The sequence below is a fragment of the Ornithinimicrobium cerasi genome (assembly GCF_003702705.1).
In the GTDB taxonomy this organism is placed as follows: Bacteria; Actinomycetota; Actinomycetes; order Actinomycetales; family Dermatophilaceae; genus Ornithinicoccus; species Ornithinicoccus cerasi.
In genome coordinates this window covers 12,700-29,147 of sequence record NZ_QZMN01000004.1, presented here as the reverse complement: position 1 = coordinate 29,147, position 16,448 = coordinate 12,700, and the positions used below count along the sequence as shown (strand labels likewise).

Below are 16,448 nucleotides of genomic sequence, written 5' to 3'. Positions count from 1 at the left end.
GTCCCCGGGCCAGCCCGGACCCCCTCCTTCCGGACCCGGCCCTACAGCCGATGTCGCCATCACCGCACCTCCCCTCGTCGTCCCGATCACCGTCCCACCCTCCACCCTGAGCCCCCGGTAGACCCGGATCGGGAAGGAAGGACGTACCTCTATCTTAGGACGTCTGTTCGAAGAATGGCGGCGCCACACCGGCCCTGTGGATACCCATGCCGGCGAGGGACGGTTGTGGGTGTCGGTGTGAGACGGAGGGCGGACCAGGTGGCGCCGAGAGGTCCGCCCAGACGTGTCGGGAGGAGAGCCCGCCCGAGCCCGGGAGCAGACCGCCCGGCCGGCCCGCGAGGAGAGCGCCCGCACCTGCCCCGTCAGCGCAGCCCGAGCGGCCTGGCCATGGCCAGCTGGACGAGCTCGTCGACGAGCTCCGGGTAGGACACGCCGGAAGCGGCCCACGCCTGCGGGTACATGGAGAAGGGGGTGAACCCGGGCATCGTGTTGATCTCGTTGATCAGCACCTCCCCCGCCTCCGTCACGAAGCAGTCCACCCGCGCGAGCCCCTCGCACCCCGCCACCTCGAAAGCCCGTCGCGCCACCTCGCGCACCTGCGCCCGGACCCCGTCGCTCACGCCTGCGGGGACCTGGATCCGGACGCTGGCCTCGTCGAGGTACTTGGCCTCGAAGTCGTAGAACTCGTGACCGCCGCCGACGACCGTGATCTCCCCCACCTCGCTGATGCGCGGGACGTCCGCACCACGACCCTGCAGCACACCGCACTCGATCTCACGACCGGCGATACCCTGCTCGACCAGCACCTTGGGGTCGTGGGAGCGAGCCTTGTCGACCGCGGCCTCCAGCTCCTCCGGGCCATCCACCTTGACGACCCCCATCGACGACCCGGCCCTGGCCGGCTTGACGAAGACGGGGAAGTGCAGCGCCGAGGCTGCGTCGAGCGCGGCGGCGCGGTCCCGGCGCCAGTCCAGGTCGGTGATGACGGTGTACGGACCGACAGCCAGCCCGGCGGAGGAGAAGAGCACCTTCATCACGTGCTTGTCCATCATCGCTGCGGACGCGAGCACCCCGCAGCCGACGTAGCGGATGTCCGCCAGCTCGAGCAGCCCCTGGATCGTGCCGTCCTCCCCGAACGGGCCGTGCAGGAGCGGGAACACCACGTCCACCGGTCCCAGGTCGGCCACCGTCCCGTCCGTCGCCACCACCCGCAGGTCCTGGTCGAGGCCCCCGAGCGGGACGATCACCTGACGCCCGGTGTCCGGCACGTGCGGGAGCCGACCGTCCCGGATCTCCAGCGCCTCCGGGTCGTCCTCGACCAGCACCCAGTGACCCTCGCGGGTGATGCCGATGGGCACGACGTCATACCGCTCCCGGTCCATGGCCCGCAGCACGCTGGCCGCGGTCGCGCACGAGATCGAGTGCTCCTCGGACCGCCCGCCGAAGACGACGGCGACACGGGTGCGACGACCGGGGCCGTCGGCGGGCGGGGCTGCGGGGTGGCTGCTCATCGGCCCCGATGCTAGCCGCAGCTAGCCTCGTTCGTGCTTGCGGGCGCGGGACATCAGGGCCCCGGTCAGCTGCTCGGGCGTCACCCGCCCCTCGACCACGGCGGTCACTCCCTCGCAGATCGGCATGTCCACGCCGTTGCGGGCGGCCAGCTCGACCACCGACCGGCAGGACTTGACGCCCTCCGCCGTCTGGTGCGGCAGCGAGAGGAGCTCGGCGATGCCCGTCCCCTGCCCGAGCGCGACACCCACCCGGTGGTTGCGCGAGAGCGGCGACATGCAGGTCGCGATGAGGTCGCCGACCCCGGCGAGCCCCATGAGCGTCGCCGGCTCCGCACCGAGCGCCTGCCCCAGCCGGGTCGTCTCGGCGAGACCGCGGGTGATGAGCGAGGACTTGGTGTTGTCGCCGTAGCCCAGTCCCTCGGCCATCCCCACGGCCAGCGCGATGACGTTCTTCACCGCACCCCCGATCTCAGCCCCGACCACGTCGGTCTGGGTGTAGGGCCGGAAGTAGGGCTGCGAGACGAGCTGCGCCACCCGGTCCGCCGCGGTGTGGTCCACCCCGGCGACGACGCTGGCCGCCGGCTGCCGCTGGGCGATCTCCTTGCTGAGGTTGGGCCCGGACACCACGACGATCCGTTCGCTGCCGACCCCGGACGCCTCGATCACCTCGCTCATCCGCAGACCTGTGCCGAGCTCGATGCCCTTCATGAGCGACACCACGATCGCGTCCTTCGGAATGACGCCACCCCAGCGAGCCAGGTTGTCCCGCAGGCTCTGGGACGGCACCGACAGGACCACGAGCTCGGCCCCCTCGGCCGCGGCCGCGGGGTCGGTCGTCGCGGACACCGACCCCGGAAGCTCCACCTCCGAGAGGTAGTCCGGGTTGCGGTGCTGCTCGCTGATCCCGCGCGCGACCTCCTCCCTCCGGGCCCACAGCGTGACCTCGTCGAGCTCACCGTCGGCGAGGATCTGCGCGAACGCGGTGCCCCAGCTCCCCGCGCCGAAGATCGCCGCCCTGCTCACGAGCTCGTCCTCCGGTGCCGCTCCCCGGCCTTCATCTCGTACGGCGTCTCCGGCGGCGTCTCGCCCCGCAGCTCGGCCACCAGCCCGGTGACCGCGGCCATCACCCGGGCCGTCGCCTCGGCGTGCGCCCGTGGGTCGTCCTTGCGCGCCATCAGGTCGGACAGGTCGACAGGCGGGCCGGCCCTCACCTTCTGGATCGGACGCCGCAGCAGGTTCCCGGGTCGGCGGGCGTAGCGCGCCAGCACCTCCTGGGCCCCCCACTGACCGACCGGGACGACCGGCGCGCCGCTCGTCAGCGCCAGCCGCCCGACCCCGGGCCTGGCCTTCATGGGCCACAGGTCGGGGTCACGGGTCAACGTCCCCTCAGGCATGATCGCGATGCACTTGCCCTCGGCCAGCGCCGCCCGGGCCGCGGCGAGCGCGTCGGTCGCCCGCGACGTCGCCCGGTGGACCGGGACGTGCTCCAGGCTGCGCAGCGCGGCACCGAGCACCGGGACGGCGAACAGCGAGGACTTCGCCAGGAAGAACGGCGGGCGCCCGTGGTCGACGAGGAAGTGCGCGAGCATGAGCGGGTCGACCTCGGAGTAGTGGTTGCTCGCCACGATGAAGGCACCCGAGGCGGGGATGTGCTCCCCGCCCGACCAGTCCCGGCGGGTGATCCCCATGAGGACGGGTCGGAGGGTGCCGATCACCGCACGGTAGGACCAGGGCACCCGCTGGCGGATGGGACGGCGCTTCACGGTCGTCATCTTTGCACTGCCCCGCCCCGGCCGGGAGGATGCCCCGGTGACCAGCGCGCCGGAGCCGACCCCCTGGCACGTCGTCGTGCCCGTCAAGCGTGCCGTCGTGGCCAAGACCCGCCTCGACCCTCCTCCGCCCCTCTCACGCCCCGACCTCGCGCGGGCCGTGGCCCGCGACACCCTCGACGCGGTATGCCGTGCCGTGCCGGCCGCGCAGGTCACCGTCGTCACCTCCGACGCGGACGCGCGGCGGGCGGCGCTCACCCTGGGGGCCACGGTCGTCCCGGACCCCGGAACCGGCCTCGACGACGCCGTCGCCGCGGGTCTCGCGACGCTCGCCGGACCCTGGTGCGCCGTCCTCCTGGGCGACCTGCCCGCGCTCGACGCCGCCTCGCTGCGCGCCGCGCTCGCGACCTGTTCGGCATACCCCGGGGCGGTGGTCCCCGACGCGCAGGGGACCGGCACCGTCCTGCTGACCTCCACCCGCGGCCGGCCGGTCCCCCGCTTCGGTCCCGGCTCCGCGGCCCGGCACGCCCGCGCCGCGACGCTCCTGGCTCTCGACCTGCCCCGGCTACGGCGCGACGTGGACACCTGGGCCGACCTCGGGGAGGCGCTGAGCCTCGGGGTCGGGAAGCACACCAGGGCCGCCCTCGCGCGCCTAGAGTGAGGTGCCATGCAGGCCAGCGTGCACACCTTCGACCTCGGGACCGGCGCCGGCAGCGTCCTGCTCGACACCGGGCGGCTGCTGCCGTTCGACCCAGTGGTCTTCGCCGCCAGCGGTCTGCGTCACCTCCGGCCGGGCCAGCGCGTCTCCGTGGACGTCACGCCGGAGGACCCCGAGGCCCCCGGCGCCCACCTCACCAGGCTGTGGATCGTCGGCATCGGCGAGGGGGAGGCGATCCGCTGACCTGCCAGGGGGAGGCGATCCGCTGACCTGCCAGGGGGAGGCGATCCGCTGACCTGGTCAGAGCTCGACGCGCATCACCACCCGGCGCGGCGTCGGTGCCGAGACCTGGGTCATCCCGGCTGCGGCGAACGTCCCCACCGTGCCCACGTGCAGCTCCTCCTCGACGGCCGCCGTGGTGAGCATCGGGTAGGCCTCCAGCGCACGAGCCCCCCGCTCTCGCGCATGGGTGACGGCCGCCCTGGCCAGCGCCCGGCTGATGCCGCTCCGGCGCCGCCCGGCGCGCACGAAGAGACAGGTCACCGCCCACACCGTCTCGTCCTCCCGGTCCTCGTCCCGGTCCTTCCAGGGCACCGTGAAGACCCGCACCAGGCCCTGGTATGCCGCGCGCGGCTCCACCGCGCACCACCCCACCGGTTCCCCGTCGAGGTAAGCGACGAGCCCGCTCGTGGTTGCCGAGCCGGGGTCCCCGCAGCCGGTCTGCACCCGCAGCCGCCAGGCACGCTCCTCGGCCGGGACGGCGGCGAAGGACTCCCCCCGGGCCAGCTTGTAGCGCTGGCAGAAGCACCGGCTCGCCGGGCCACGGGTGCCGAGGACGGCGGCGAGGTCCTCCCAGGGCGCCTCGTTGGCGGGGACGACCCGCAGCCCGGCCGTCACTCTCCCCCCAGGTGCGCGGGCAGCCGTGGCTGCAGTCCGAGCCACCGCGCCAGGTCCTCGATCTCGGCGACGACGCGGTCCCGTCGGGCCGAGCTCCAGGCGCCGTCCTCGTGCAGGGCGTCGACGCGCAGCTCGCCGGCCCGCCGGTCGGCCGCCGCGTCGAGCTTGCCCACCAGCTCGTCGCCGTCCAGGACGGGGAGGGCGTAGTAACCCCACCTCCGCGTCGCCCGGGGCTTGTACATCTCCAGCACGTAGTCGAAGCCGAAGATCTCACCCATCCGGGTGCGGTCGAACACCAGCCTGTCGATCGGGCCGAGCAGCGCCGCGCGTCCGGCGAAGGACCGGTCGTCGAGCAGCGGCGGATGGACCCGCCAGGTGTTCCGCAGCCCGTCCACGACCACCTCCTCCCCCGCGTCCCCGGCGTCCAGGGACTCGGTGGGGCACTCCGGGCCCCGGGGGCGCAGGAGGCCGAGCGCAGCCAGCCGGCGACGGTCCTGCTCAGCACGGGCCTCCGCGAGCGGGAGGGTGGGTCCGGCCGGGTACACCCGGTCCGCGAGGTCCCAGACCCGCTGGCCCCGCTCACGCCGGGAGACGGCGACCTCCCCCCGGGCCACCATGAAGTCGAGCAGCCGCTGGACGTTCTTGTCGTTGGTCCAGCCGCTCGAGGTCCAGGGCACGTCGACGGAGTCCGGCAGCTCACCGGTCAGGGAGGGGCCCTCGCTGCGCAGGTGGGCCAGGATGTCGCGGCGCGCGCGGTCGTTCGCGCCCACCCAGCCGGCGTTGGCGCGCTGGTAGGGCCGGACCTCGTCCCGGCCAGGTGCCGGTGCCGGCCAGGCCGCCATCTCGGCGCGGTAAAGCACGAGGTCCTCCGCCGGGCGGACATGACCGAGCAGCTCGACCAGCACGCGCTCGCCCAGCAGGCGGTCGAGGTCACCCGGGTCGTAGACGCTGCCGATGCGGGACCACAGGACGAGGTGGTGTGCCGGTGCCACGGCCCGCACCCAGTCCAGCTGCAGGTGCCCGAGGTCCCGCACGGTCTCCACGACGTCGACCGGGCGGTCCCGGGCCAGCAGCTGGGCGCGGACGGCGACCCGCCGCGCGTCTCGACGGGAGAGGCGGTGCGGCGGGCTCATGCGTCCAACCTAGGGGGGACCCGCGGACAGGACCGGTCCCCCTTGTCGAGCGCCTCGCCCTCAGGCGGCCTCGGGGTCAGGCTGGTGCACACCGAAGACGTTGTTCTCGGTGTCCAGGAAGTAGGCCTGCCAGGCCATCCCGGGCAGGGCGTGCTTGGGCATGGCCACGGCCCCGCCTGCGCGTTCCACCGCCGCCGCCACCGCGTCCAGGTCCTCGACGCCGACCGTGAGGACGGCGCCGGCGACCGCGCCGCCCGGCGCGGGGTTGGGCCCCTGGCGCTGCATCACGGCCCCGTTGATGCCCGCCTCCCCCTCCTCCCCGGTGATCGCGCCCTGGTAGGCATCCCGGCGAACTCGCTCCAGTCCTCGAACGTCCAGCCGAACACGTCGCCGTAGAACGCGACGGCCCTCCCGACGTCCTCGGCATGGATCTCGAAGTGCACGACACGTGACATCGCGGGGTCCTCTCTCCTCGTCGTCCTCCCAGGATGGCACCGGACACCGACAGCGTGGGCCCAGGCACGTCTGGCAGGCTCCCCCCGTGCTGAGCGACATCTGGGGCCGGGTGACGACGACCCAGCCGCCGCTGTCCTGGGAGGCCTCGCTGGCCCTGGGCCTGCTCGCGCTGGCTCTCACCTGGAGCCCGGCGGGCTACCGGGTCGTGCGCCACCTCGTCACCCTCCTCCACGAGGTCGGTCACGCCCTCGTGGCGCGGCTCGTCGGGAGGCGGGTGCGTGGGGTCCGCCTGCACTCCGACACGTCCGGTCTCACGGTCTCGCACGGCCGTCCCCGCGGTCCCGGGATGGTCGCGACGCTGCTCGCGGGCTACCCCGCGCCCGCCGCCGTGGGGGTGCTCGGTGCGCTCCTGCTCGGTGCGGGGTATGCCGCGGGCCTGCTCTGGTCGCTCGTGCTCACCTGCGCGGTCCTCCTGGCCCTCGTCCGCAACCTCTACGGCCTGTGGGTCGTCCTGCTCACCGGGTCCGTGGTCGCCGGCCTGTCGTGGTCCGCCCCCGGACCCGTGGTGACGGGCACGGCATACCTCGTGGTGTGGGTGCTCCTGCTCGCCACCCCGCGGTCGGTGATGGAGATGCAGCGCGCACGCCGCGGGCGCCGCGACCGGACGAGCGACGCCGACCAGCTGGCCGGCCTCACCGGCCTGCCCGCCGGGGTGTGGATCGCGCTGTTCTGGCTGACCTGCGTGGCGGCCCTGGGCGGCGGCGTCCTGCTCCTCGCGCCGGTGCCGTGAGGCTCAGGCCTTCCGGCCCTTCGACCTGCTCTTGCCCTTCCCCTTCTCCTTGCTCTTCTCCTTGCTCTTCTCCGCGTCCTTGGCCTTGTCCTTCTGGCCGTCCTTCGACTTCTTCCGTTCCTTCTTCGCGGCGGAGCGGGCGACCTCGTCGCTCTTGACCCGTGCCAGCTGCGCCTTCTTGGCGTTGATCATGCCGCGCGTGATCTCCTCGCCACCGGCGACCAGCCCGGAGCTGCGGGGGCTGGTCTCGTCCTCCGGCGCCTCCGGGGCCGGCTCCACCGGGGCCGTCGCGCGGACCGTGCTCGGCGTGCCGGTCGTGGCTGCGGGGCTCCGGCGCGCCGGCGCGTCGCCCGACCCGGCGGAGCGGGCGTGCCCCGAGGTCCCGGCGGTCGGCTGGGACCCCCGGCGCACCGTCGGCGGGACCCCCTCCCGCGGGGGCGCGGTGCCGTCGCTCCCGACGCGGACCCCGGCCAGGCCGTCCTTGGGCAGGCGGGCGGGGTCCCCGACGACGTCCTTGAAGTACGCGGCCGGACGGAACCGCGGCAGGCTCGTCGCACCGATCGGGACGGCCTCGCCCGTGCGCGGGTTCCGACCGGTGCGGGGGGCCCGGTCGGTCTTCTCGAAGGTCCCGAAACCGGTGACCACGACACTGCCCCCGGACGCGACCTCGCGGAGCACCAGGTCGACGAGCGACTCCACCGCCTGGGTCGCCACCGCCCTCCCTCCGACCTTGGGCGCAAGGGCCTCGATGAGGTCCGCCTTGTTCATCGCGCTGCTCCTGTCCTCGACCGCACGACCGGGCGGCTGCCCGGCGGTGCTCGAGGATCACGCTAGCCCGCAGGCCGGTGGATGTCGATGCGCCACAGCGACTCCGGGCACGGAAAAGGCCCCCGCCGGGTGCGGCGGGGGCCTTCTGCACGACGTAGCCCCGACGGGATTCGAACCCGCGCTACCGCCTTGAGAGGGCGGCGTGCTAGGCCACTACACAACGGGGCCGTGCGCTGCGGCGCGTCTGCGCCGAGGGGAGACTTTACCCGATCGGGCGGATCTCCGCGAAATCGGCCGGAGCCGATCATCGCGCTGGGGTACCAGGACTCGAACCTAGACTAACTGAACCAGAATCAGTCGTGCTGCCAATTACACCATACCCCAAGGGGTATCTCCGACCGTTCTTCCAGGGTGGAATTCCGAGCGGCGAACCGAGGAGTTACCTTACCGCCCCCCTGCCCCGGACCCAAATCCGGAGGACGCTCGGATGCCCGGCCGGGCGGGCCGGCTCGAGCCGGCTCAGAGCTCGGAGCGGAGCCGGCGCAGCCGGGCGAGGGTCTCGTGCTTGCCCAGGATGGCCATCGACTCGAACAGGGGCGGGCTGATCCGCTGACCGGACACGGCCGTCCGCACCGGCCCGAAGGCGAGCCGCGGCTTGAGGCCCATCCCCTCGACGAGCGCCACGCGCAGCGCCTCCTCGATGCGCTCCGAGGTCCACTCCACCCCGCCGCCGAGCGGCTGCGGGAAGGCACCCGAGATCGGTTCCAGCGCAGCGACCGCGGCGTCCAGGACTGCCGCGCTGTCCTCCTTGAGCTGGCTCCGGGCGTCGTCCGCGATCTGCAGCTCCTCGCCCCGCACGTAGAAGGGCCGGACCAGCGGGACCGCCTCGGAGAGCACCTGGATGCGTGTATGGATGAGGTCGGCCACGTCCTTGAGCCGGGCGAGCTCGCCCATCCCGGACCGCTCCCCCAGCACCCCGGCCTCCCGCAGCACGGGCAGCAGGCGGGAGGTGAACTCCGCCAACGGAAGCCGGCGCAGGTGGTCGCCGTTGATCGACTCCGCCTTCTTCTGGTCCCAGCGCGCCGGGTTGGGGTTGACGTCCCGCACGTCGAAGGCCTCGACCAGCTGGTCGGGCTCGAAGATGTCGCGGTCGGGGCCGATCGACCACCCCAGCAGCGCGAGGTAGTTGATCATCCCCTCCCGGACGAACCCGCGCTCGCGGTGCAGGAACAGGTCGGACTGCGGGTCCCGCTTCGACAGCTTCTTGCTGCCCTCGCCCAGCACGAGCGGCAGGTGCGCGAACGTCGGCACCCGCTCGGCCACCCCGATCTCGATCAGGGCGCGGTAGAGCGCGATCTGCCTGGGGGTCGAGGAGAGGAGGTCCTCGCCCCGGATGACGTGGGTGATGCGCATCGTCGCGTCGTCCACCGGGTTGACCAGGGTGTAGAGCGGCTGACCGTTGCCCCGGACGATGACGAAGTCGGGCACGGAGCCGGCCCGGAAGGTCACCTCCCCGCGCACCAGGTCGGTGAAGGTGAGGTCCTCGTCGGGCATCCGCAGCCGCAGCACCGGTTCCCGCCCCTGCGCGCGGTATGCCGCGACCTCCTCCTCGCCCAGGTCCCGGTCGGCGTTGTCGTAGCCCAGCTTGGGGTCGCGGCCGGCGGCCCGGTGCCGAGCCTCGACCTCCTCGGGGGTCGACCAGGACTCGTAGGCGAGGCCGGCCTCCAGGAGCCGTCTGGCCACGTCAGCGTGCAGCTCGTGCCGCTCGCTCTGCCGGTAGGGACCGTAGGGACCGCCGACCCCGGGGCCCTCGTCGTGGTCCAGGCCGAGCCAGTCCAGCGCCTCCACCAGCTGCTCGACGGAGGCGTCGGAGTCGCGCGCGGCGTCGGTGTCCTCGATGCGGAACACGAAGGTGCCGCCGTGGTGACGGGCGAACGCCCAGTTGAACAGGGCGGTGCGGGCCATGCCCACGTGCGGGGTCCCGGTCGGGCTGGGGCAGAAGCGGACGCGCACGTCGGCGCCCGTGACCTCGGTGTCCTCGGTGGCGGAGGCGGCGGCAGGGTGAGTCGTCATGATGCGGTCAGCCTACTGACCGAGCATCGCTGCCGTGACCGACTCCTGGAGCCAGGAGAGGAAGTCGTAGTAGGCCATCTTCTGGGCGGTCGCGGGGTCCAGCTCGAGGTCGCCCTGCAGCGCGGCGTCCAGCTGGTCGTGCAGCCGTTCGGAGTCCTCGTCGGTGCGCAGCCCGAGCCGCTCCCCCAGGATCAGCCGGGCGTCGGTGAGCGCGATCGCCAGCGCGCGGGCCTGGTCGGGGTCGAGCTCGAGCGTGGGAGGCGTCGCCGCGTCCAGCGCGGCGACCGCGGTGCTGATGGTGGCAGCCTTGCGCGAGCGCAGCCCGTGCTCGGTGAGGCGGCGGAACTCCGCCGCCTGGTCCGCGTCGTCCCGGGAGGCGGGCGGCAGCAACCTGGCCAGCGCCGGGTCGCTCGGCTCCTGCGGGTCGACCTCCTCCCCCAGGCCGGCGATGAGGTCCAGGAACGGGTCGCCCGTGTCCGGCCGCTCGGGCGCCACGAAGGCCCGGGTGAGCTCGAGGACGTGCCGGACGAGCGCGATCTCCTCGGCGTCGAAGCTCGCGACGAGCCGTCCGCCCTTGCGCCGGAACGCGGTCGCCATCCTCAGTCGTCCTTCTGGAAGGTGGCCCACAGGCCGAAACCGTGCATCGCCTCGGTGTCGGCCTCGCACTTCTCCCGGGTGCCCGTGGACACCACCGCGCGGCCCTTGGTGTGGACGTCCATCATCAGGGCCTCGGCGCGGGGGCGCGGGTAGCCGAAGTGCGTCTGCAGGACCCACGTGACGTAGGACATCAGGTTGACCGGGTCGTTCCAGACCAGGGTGACCCAGGGGGTGTCGGCCTCGGGCCGGTCGAGCACCGCCACGGTGGTGCGGCGCTCCGGCGTGGTCCGCGGACCCTGGGGCGGGACGGGCGGCTGCGGGGTGTCGGTCGGCACGGCTCCACTCTAGACAGCCCCCCACCCGGACCCCTCTACGCTGGGGAGCGTGAACCCGAGCACGGCGCTGCTGACGGACCACTACGAGCTGACGATGATCCAGGCCGCGATGCGCAGCGGTCACGCCGACCGCCCCTGCGTCTTCGAGGCCTTCGCCCGTCGGCTGCCCGACGGCCGTCGCTACGGCGTGCTCGCCGGGACCGGCCGCGTGCTGGAGGCGTTGCGCGACTTCCGTTTCGGGGAGGAGGAGATCGCCTACCTGCGCGAGCGCTCGGTGGTCGACGACCGGACGCTGGACTGGCTCGCGGGCTACCGCTTCTCCGGCGACATCTGGGGGTATGCCGAGGGCGAGGTCTACCTCCCGGGCTCACCGCTCATGGTGGTCGAGTCGACCTTCGCCGAGGGCGTGGTCCTGGAGACCCTCATCCTGTCCGTCCTCAACCACGACTCGGCGGTCGCCTCCGCAGCCTCCCGGATGACGGCGGCGGCCGGTGACCGCCCGTGCATCGAGATGGGGTCGCGGCGCACCCACGAGGAGTCGGCGGTGGCGGCGGCCCGGGCCGCCTACATCGCCGGCTTCGCCTCGACCTCCAACCTCGAGGCGGGGCGCCGGCACGGCATCCCCACTGCGGGGACCGCCGCCCACTCCTACACCCTCCTGCACGACGACGAGCGGGACGCCTTCGCCAACCAGCTCGCGAGCCTGGGGCTGCAGACCACGCTCCTGGTGGACACCTATGACGTGACCGCCGCCGTGGAGCTCGCCGTGGAGCTGGCGGGCCCGGAGCTGGGCGGGGTGCGGCTGGACTCGGGCGACCTCGTCGGGCAGGCGCACGAGGTGCGCGCCCAGCTGGACGCGCTCGGCGCCCGGGGCACCCGGATCGTGGTCACGTCGGACCTGGACGAGCACGCCATCGCCGCCCTGCAGGCCGCGCCCGTCGACCGCTACGGGGTCGGCACCAGCGTCGTGACGGGGTCCGGCCACCCGGCTGCCGGGATGGTCTACAAGCTCGTCAGCCGGGAGAGCGACGCCGGCCGCATGGAGGGGGTCGCCAAGGCCAGCAAGGACAAGGCGAGCGTGGGTGGCCGCAAGTTCGCCCTGCGGCGGCGCTCGGCGGCCGGCGTGGCCAGGGCCGAGATCATCGGCATCGACGAGCGTCCGCAGGACGACGGCGACGACCGCGAGCTCCTCGTCCGCCTGGTGGCGGACGGTGAGGTGGTGGCCCCGACCGACGCCGGCTCCGCCCGGGAGCGGCACGCCCGGTCCCGCGCCGAGCTGCCCGTCACCGCGCTGCGGCTCTCGCACGGCGAGGCCGCCATCCCCACCGAGTACCTCGACGACTGGAGCTGACCATGAGCAGGGCGCTGATCATCGTGGACGTGCAGAACGACTTCTGCGAGGGCGGCTCGCTGGCTGTCGAGGGTGGCACCGCCGTCGCCACCGGCGTCGGCGAGCACCTGCGGGAGCACGGGCAGGACTACGCCACGGTCGTGGCGACCGCGGACTGGCACGTCGACCCGGGCGCGCACTGGTCGCCCGAGCCCGACTACCGCACGAGCTGGCCGGTGCACTGCGCGGCGGGCACGAGCGGCGCCGAGTTCTCCCCCGAGCTGGCACCTGCCCTCGCCCACGTGCAGGCGGTCTTCCGCAAGGGCGAGCACGAGGCCGCGTACAGCGGCTTCGAGGGGGTCGTCGAGGCGCACGGCCGACGGACCGGTCTCGCGGAGTGGCTCCGCGAGCGGGAGGTGCGCGAGGTGGACGTCGTGGGCATCGCCACCGACCACTGCGTGCGGGCGACGGCCCTCGACGCCGTCCGCGAGGGGTTCGGGACGGCCGTGCTGCTGGACCTCGTGGCGGGCGTGGACCCGGCGACGACGAGGACGGCGCTGGCCGAGCTCCGCGCCGCCGGGGTCGCGCTGCGCTGAGCGAGCGGCGCTCAGCCCTGGCCGAGGAGCCGGCTGAGGAAGCCTCCGCGGCCGGCGGTGGCCCTCTGCTGCTCGGCCTCGGTGTGTCCGAGGCAGCGGTCGGTGCGGGGCACGCCGGCCATCACCTGGTCGACGTGCTGGCCGCAACCGGCCCAGGTGGTCTTGCCGCAGACCTTGCAGCTGACGGAACGGCACATGGGGATCTCCTTGGGTGTCGGGGGGTGTCGGGGGGTGTCGGGGGGTGTCGGGGGGTGTCGGGGGGTGTCGGGGTGTTCTGGGCTGTTCAGGGGTGGGGGGGTTTCTCGGGGTGGGCAGGTGCCGGGTGCGGACGCCCGGACCCTCAGACGATCGGCAGGCCGGCCCCGCCGGCGCGCTCGAAGCTGTCGTCCACGGCGACCACCTGCCGGCCGGACGCGGCGAGGACGGAGGCGACCACCGAGGCGCGGTAGCCGCCGGCGCAGTGCACCCAGATCTCCCCGTCGGGCAGCTCACCCAGCCGGCCGAGGATCTCGTGGATGGGTACGTTCACCGCCCCCTCGATGTGGCCGTCCGCGTGCTCCGGGGCGCGGCGCACGTCGAGCACGGTGACCGGGCGGTGGTGCCGGACCTGGGCGAGGTCGGCGAACTGCGCGCGCGGGAAGCTGCCCGGCTCGGCGTCGGTCCAGTCGGCGGGCCCGCCGGTGGCAGCCCCCTCGAGCTCGTCGATGCCGATCCGGACCAGCTCCCGCTGGGCCTCGGCCACCTGCTCCGGCGTCTCGCCGAGCAGGGTGAGGGGGGTTCCCCAGGGGATCAGCCAGCCGAGATAGGTGGAGAACTGGCCGTCGATCCCGATGTTGAGGGTGCCCACGACGTGCCCGGCGGCGAACGCGGTGCGGTTGCGCAGGTCGACCACCCACTCACCGTCGCGCAGGCTCCGGGCGATGGCGTCCTTGTCGGCCCGCGCGGGCGGGTCGAGCTCGACGGCGTCCGGGCCCGCGGCGTTCGCCGGCCCCATGTGGGCGTAGTAGGCGGGGAAAGCGTCGAGGCCGGCGAGCGTCTGCTCGACCCAGCGATCCTCCTCCTGCGTCAGCGCCGGGTTCTCGCGGCGCTCCCGGCCGATGGTCGACGCGGTGGCCCCCTCGCTGGAGCCGGCGGAGCAGAACGACCCGAAGCCGTGGGTGGGCAGGACGTGGACGTCGGCCGGCAGCTCGTGCGCGAGCCGGTGGGTGGAGGCGTACTGGTGGTGCACCAGCGCCTCGGTGTGGTCGGGGCCGAGCAGGTCGGGCCGTCCGGTCGAGCCGAACAGCATCGAGCCACCCGTGAACACGCCGACCTCCTGGCGGTCCGCGAGCAGCGCGTAGGAGAGGTGGGTAAAGGTGTGGCCGGGCGTGGCGATGACGCGGATCGACATCGTCGGCGACACCTCCACGACCTCACCGTCCCGCACCGGGACCCGTTCGAAGGAGACGGCGTCCTCCCCGTTGACGAGGTATGCCGCACCCGTCGCCTCCGCGAGCGCCAGTCCCCCGGTGACGTAGTCGTTGTGGATGTGCGTCTCCAGGACGTGCGTGATGCGCACCCCCTCGTCCTCGGCGAGCCGGAGGACCCGGTCGATGTCGCGCTGCGGGTCGACCACGAGGGCCACCTCACTGTCGTGCGCGAGATAGCTGCGGTCCCCGAGTGACGGCGTCTCGAGAACGAGGATCCGCACCTCGTCCGTGGCCCGGATGACGTCGGTCGTGCTCACTGATGGGTGTCCTTCCACGGTCGGTCGGTCTATATACCCCAGGGGGTATGACGACGATAGCACACCGCAGCCGTACCCCCGGGGGTATACACTCGGAACATGGTGACTCTCAACCCCGACGACATGACCGCGGTCGTCAACCGGCTCCGGCGTGCCCAGGGACAGCTCGGCGGCGTGATCCGGCTCATCGAGGAGGGCCGCGACTGCAAGGACGTGGTGAACCAGCTCGCGGCGGTCAACCGGGCTCTGGACCGCGCCGGTTTCGCGATCGTCGCGACCGGTCTGCGCGAGTGCCTGAGCAGTCCGGACGGCGTGAACGAGGAGGACCAGGCCACCATGGAGAAGCTCTTCCTCACGCTCGCCTGACCACCTCCCCCTCCTGACCAGGTCGCTCAGCTGGTCGTGAAGACCTCGTCGCCGCCGGGACGGTCCTCCTCCGGCCCCGCGGCGAGGCCGCGACCCCACGAACCGGCGTAGCGCCCGTCGTCGACCGCCCTCCCCGCCTCCCCCAGCTCCAGGGGGCGGAACGTGTCGACCATCACGGCGGTCTCGTCGAAGTACTCGACGCCGATCGACGCCTCGCTCGCACCCGGCTGGGGCCCGTGGGCGTGGCCGCCCGGGTGGACCGAGATCGACCCCCGGCCGATCCCCGAGCCCTTGCGCGCCTCGTAGTCGCCGTCGACGTAGAACATGATCTCGTCGGAGTCGACGTTGGAGTGGTAGTAGGGCACTGGGATCGCGAGCGGGTGGTAGTCCACCTTGCGCGGCACGAAGTTGCAGACGACGAAGTTCCAGGCCTCGAAGACCTGGTGGACCGGCGGGGGCTGGTGGACGCGGCCCGTGATCGGCTCGAAGTCGGCGATGTTGAAGGCGTAGGGGTAGAGGCAGCCGTCCCACCCGACGACGTCGAGCGGGTGGTACGGGTAGGTGTAGACCGTCCCCACGAGGCCCCCGGTGGACCGCTCGCCGCCACCCCGGTGCTTGATATAGACCTCGGTGCTCTCCTCCCGGTCCGCGCCGACGTCCTCGGCGAGCAGCGGCCCGTCCGGGCCACGCAGGTCCCGCTCGCAGTACGGCGCGTGCTCGAGCAGCTGCCCGAACTTCGACAGGTAGCGCTTCGGCGGGCCGATGTGGCTGTTCGCCTCGATGCAGTACGCGCGCAGCGGCTCGACGTAGCCCTCCTGCCCCGCCACCCGCGGGAGCCACCGGTGCGTGGTCGCCCTCGGGATGATGAGGTAGTCGCCCCGCCCCACCTCGAACGCACCGAAGACCGTCTCGACCCGCGCCCCGCCACGCTCGACGTAGACGCACTCGTCCCCGATCGCGTTGCGATACCACGGGCTCGGCGTGTCCGCGACGACGTAGAGCAGCCGCACGTCGCCGTTGCCGAGCACCAGCCGGCGCCCGGTGACGACGTCTACCCCCTGCTCCAGCACCGGGCCGCCGTCCTGCCCCCGGGACGCGACGAACAGGTCGTGCAGCCGGAGGTGCCGGGGCAGCAGCGGGTGGTTGGGCACGGTCGACATGTCCCCCAGGTCCCACACGCGCGCGTCGGCGATCGCCGAGGGGATGTTGCGGTGGTAGAGCAGGCTCGAGTCGCTGGAGAACCCCTCCTCCCCCATGAGCTCCTCGGAGTAGAGCTCACCCCGCTCGTCGCGGTGCTGCGTGTGCCGCTTCGGCGGGACGTTCCCCATGCTGCGGAAGTGGGCCATCTGCGCTCCGTTCGGGAGGGTCTGCGGTGGTCGTGGTCGCGCGTCCGCCCCGCGGACGACGGCGTCTGCTCCCCCGACACGATGCAGTAGCGTGCCG

General features: G+C 73.2%; 20 protein-coding genes and 2 tRNA genes. 6 read left to right on the top strand and 16 right to left on the bottom strand.

Going from position 1 to position 16,448, the window contains the following annotated elements; genetic code table 11:
• Window positions 1-362: 362 nt before the first annotated feature.
• From D4B81_RS05495 to D4B81_RS05485, 3 genes are read right to left on the bottom strand one after another with little or no spacing between them, the layout of a single operon-like run.
• The gene (locus D4B81_RS05495; protein ID WP_122261480.1) at window positions 363-1,511 is read right to left on the bottom strand and encodes a D-alanine--D-alanine ligase family protein; all 1,149 of its coding nucleotides are present in this window, start codon (window positions 1,509-1,511) and stop codon (window positions 363-365) included.
• A gap of 21 nt (window positions 1,512-1,532) precedes the next feature.
• A complete protein-coding gene (locus tag D4B81_RS05490; protein WP_122261479.1) occupies window positions 1,533-2,534 on the bottom strand; it encodes an NAD(P)H-dependent glycerol-3-phosphate dehydrogenase in 1,002 nt (333 codons plus the stop codon).
• Window positions 2,531-3,283 (bottom strand): lysophospholipid acyltransferase family protein, encoded by a 753-nt coding sequence (locus D4B81_RS05485; RefSeq protein ID WP_122261656.1) that lies wholly within the window; start codon window positions 3,281-3,283, stop codon window positions 2,531-2,533. Before D4B81_RS05485 ends, D4B81_RS05490 begins: the two co-directional genes overlap by 4 nt.
• A 37-nt stretch (window positions 3,284-3,320) precedes the next feature.
• On the opposite strand from D4B81_RS05485, the gene cofC reads away from it, so the two are divergent.
• Entirely contained in the window at window positions 3,321-3,941 is a 621-nt protein-coding gene (gene cofC, locus D4B81_RS05480; protein WP_202613587.1) for a 2-phospho-L-lactate guanylyltransferase, read from the top strand.
• 6 nt (window positions 3,942-3,947) lie between these two features.
• The gene (locus D4B81_RS05475) at window positions 3,948-4,181 is read left to right on the top strand and encodes a hypothetical protein (protein ID WP_122261477.1); all 234 of its coding nucleotides are present in this window, start codon (window positions 3,948-3,950) and stop codon (window positions 4,179-4,181) included.
• Between the two features lie 57 nt (window positions 4,182-4,238).
• Here the strand turns inward: D4B81_RS05475 and D4B81_RS05470 are convergent, their stop codons facing one another.
• The 4 genes from D4B81_RS05470 to D4B81_RS18440 are packed head-to-tail and all read right to left on the bottom strand — an operon-like array spanning window position 4,239 to window position 6,423.
• Complete coding sequence (locus D4B81_RS05470) at window positions 4,239-4,835, bottom strand: GNAT family N-acetyltransferase (RefSeq protein ID WP_122261476.1); 597 nt, start codon at window positions 4,833-4,835, stop codon at window positions 4,239-4,241.
• Window positions 4,832-5,968, bottom strand: coding sequence for a DNA glycosylase AlkZ-like family protein (locus D4B81_RS05465; RefSeq protein ID WP_122261475.1), 1,137 nt, complete (start codon window positions 5,966-5,968; stop codon window positions 4,832-4,834). Before D4B81_RS05465 ends, D4B81_RS05470 begins: the two co-directional genes overlap by 4 nt.
• Window positions 5,969-6,028: 60 nt before the next feature.
• Window positions 6,029-6,253 (bottom strand): VOC family protein, encoded by a 225-nt coding sequence (locus D4B81_RS18445; RefSeq protein WP_202613586.1) that lies wholly within the window; start codon window positions 6,251-6,253, stop codon window positions 6,029-6,031.
• A complete protein-coding gene (locus tag D4B81_RS18440; RefSeq protein ID WP_202613585.1) occupies window positions 6,253-6,423 on the bottom strand; it encodes a VOC family protein in 171 nt (56 codons plus the stop codon). The genes D4B81_RS18445 and D4B81_RS18440 overlap by 1 nt, the downstream gene beginning before the upstream one ends.
• Window positions 6,424-6,509: 86 nt before the next feature.
• Here D4B81_RS18440 and D4B81_RS05455 point away from each other — a divergent pair, with 86 nt between their 5' ends.
• Window positions 6,510-7,214 carry a M50 family metallopeptidase gene (locus D4B81_RS05455; protein WP_122261474.1) on the top strand — a complete coding sequence of 235 codons (705 nt, stop codon included), beginning with the start codon at window positions 6,510-6,512 and terminating at the stop codon, window positions 7,212-7,214.
• Window positions 7,215-7,217: 3 nt separating this feature from the next.
• Here D4B81_RS05455 and D4B81_RS05450 read toward each other — a convergent pair whose 3' ends face one another.
• The 6 genes from D4B81_RS05450 to clpS form a co-directional block, all read right to left on the bottom strand.
• A complete protein-coding gene (locus tag D4B81_RS05450) occupies window positions 7,218-7,982 on the bottom strand; it encodes an HU family DNA-binding protein (RefSeq protein WP_122261473.1) in 765 nt (254 codons plus the stop codon).
• Window positions 7,983-8,137: 155 nt separating this feature from the next.
• Window positions 8,138-8,210: transfer RNA gene (locus tag D4B81_RS05445), tRNA-Glu, on the bottom strand.
• A gap of 84 nt (window positions 8,211-8,294) precedes the next feature.
• Window positions 8,295-8,366: transfer RNA gene (locus D4B81_RS05440), tRNA-Gln, on the bottom strand.
• Between the two features lie 135 nt (window positions 8,367-8,501).
• Entirely contained in the window at window positions 8,502-10,055 is a 1,554-nt protein-coding gene (gene gltX / locus D4B81_RS05435; RefSeq protein ID WP_122261472.1) for a glutamate--tRNA ligase, read from the bottom strand.
• Window positions 10,056-10,067: 12 nt separating this feature from the next.
• On the bottom strand, window positions 10,068-10,652 hold the full coding sequence (locus tag D4B81_RS05430) for a DUF2017 family protein (protein WP_122261471.1): 585 nt from the start codon (window positions 10,650-10,652) through the stop codon (window positions 10,068-10,070).
• Between the two features lie 2 nt (window positions 10,653-10,654).
• Window positions 10,655-10,915: an ATP-dependent Clp protease adapter ClpS gene (gene clpS / locus D4B81_RS05425; protein WP_237565857.1), complete on the bottom strand. Its 261-nt coding sequence runs from the start codon at window positions 10,913-10,915 to the stop codon at window positions 10,655-10,657.
• A 121-nt stretch (window positions 10,916-11,036) separates the two neighbouring features.
• Here clpS and D4B81_RS05420 point away from each other — a divergent pair, with 121 nt between their 5' ends.
• Together D4B81_RS05420 and D4B81_RS05415 are read left to right on the top strand one after the other, a co-directional pair.
• Window positions 11,037-12,338, top strand: a complete 1,302-nt coding sequence (locus D4B81_RS05420) for a nicotinate phosphoribosyltransferase (RefSeq protein WP_122261469.1) — start codon at window positions 11,037-11,039, stop codon at window positions 12,336-12,338.
• Between the two features lie 2 nt (window positions 12,339-12,340).
• The gene (locus D4B81_RS05415) at window positions 12,341-12,913 is read left to right on the top strand and encodes a nicotinamidase (protein WP_122261468.1); all 573 of its coding nucleotides are present in this window, start codon (window positions 12,341-12,343) and stop codon (window positions 12,911-12,913) included.
• Window positions 12,914-12,924: 11 nt separating this feature from the next.
• Here the strand turns inward: D4B81_RS05415 and D4B81_RS05410 are convergent, their stop codons facing one another.
• Together D4B81_RS05410 and D4B81_RS05405 are read right to left on the bottom strand one after the other, a co-directional pair.
• The gene (locus D4B81_RS05410) at window positions 12,925-13,110 is read right to left on the bottom strand and encodes a hypothetical protein (RefSeq protein WP_122261467.1); all 186 of its coding nucleotides are present in this window, start codon (window positions 13,108-13,110) and stop codon (window positions 12,925-12,927) included.
• Window positions 13,111-13,253: 143 nt separating this feature from the next.
• A complete protein-coding gene (locus D4B81_RS05405; RefSeq protein WP_122261466.1) occupies window positions 13,254-14,639 on the bottom strand; it encodes an MBL fold metallo-hydrolase in 1,386 nt (461 codons plus the stop codon).
• A gap of 102 nt (window positions 14,640-14,741) precedes the next feature.
• Here D4B81_RS05405 and D4B81_RS05400 point away from each other — a divergent pair, with 102 nt between their 5' ends.
• Window positions 14,742-15,005, top strand: coding sequence for a metal-sensitive transcriptional regulator (locus D4B81_RS05400; RefSeq protein WP_170955429.1), 264 nt, complete (start codon window positions 14,742-14,744; stop codon window positions 15,003-15,005).
• Between the two features lie 26 nt (window positions 15,006-15,031).
• Here the strand turns inward: D4B81_RS05400 and D4B81_RS05395 are convergent, their stop codons facing one another.
• Complete coding sequence (locus D4B81_RS05395) at window positions 15,032-16,351, bottom strand: homogentisate 1,2-dioxygenase (RefSeq protein ID WP_122261465.1); 1,320 nt, start codon at window positions 16,349-16,351, stop codon at window positions 15,032-15,034.
• Window positions 16,352-16,448 lie beyond the last annotated feature (97 nt).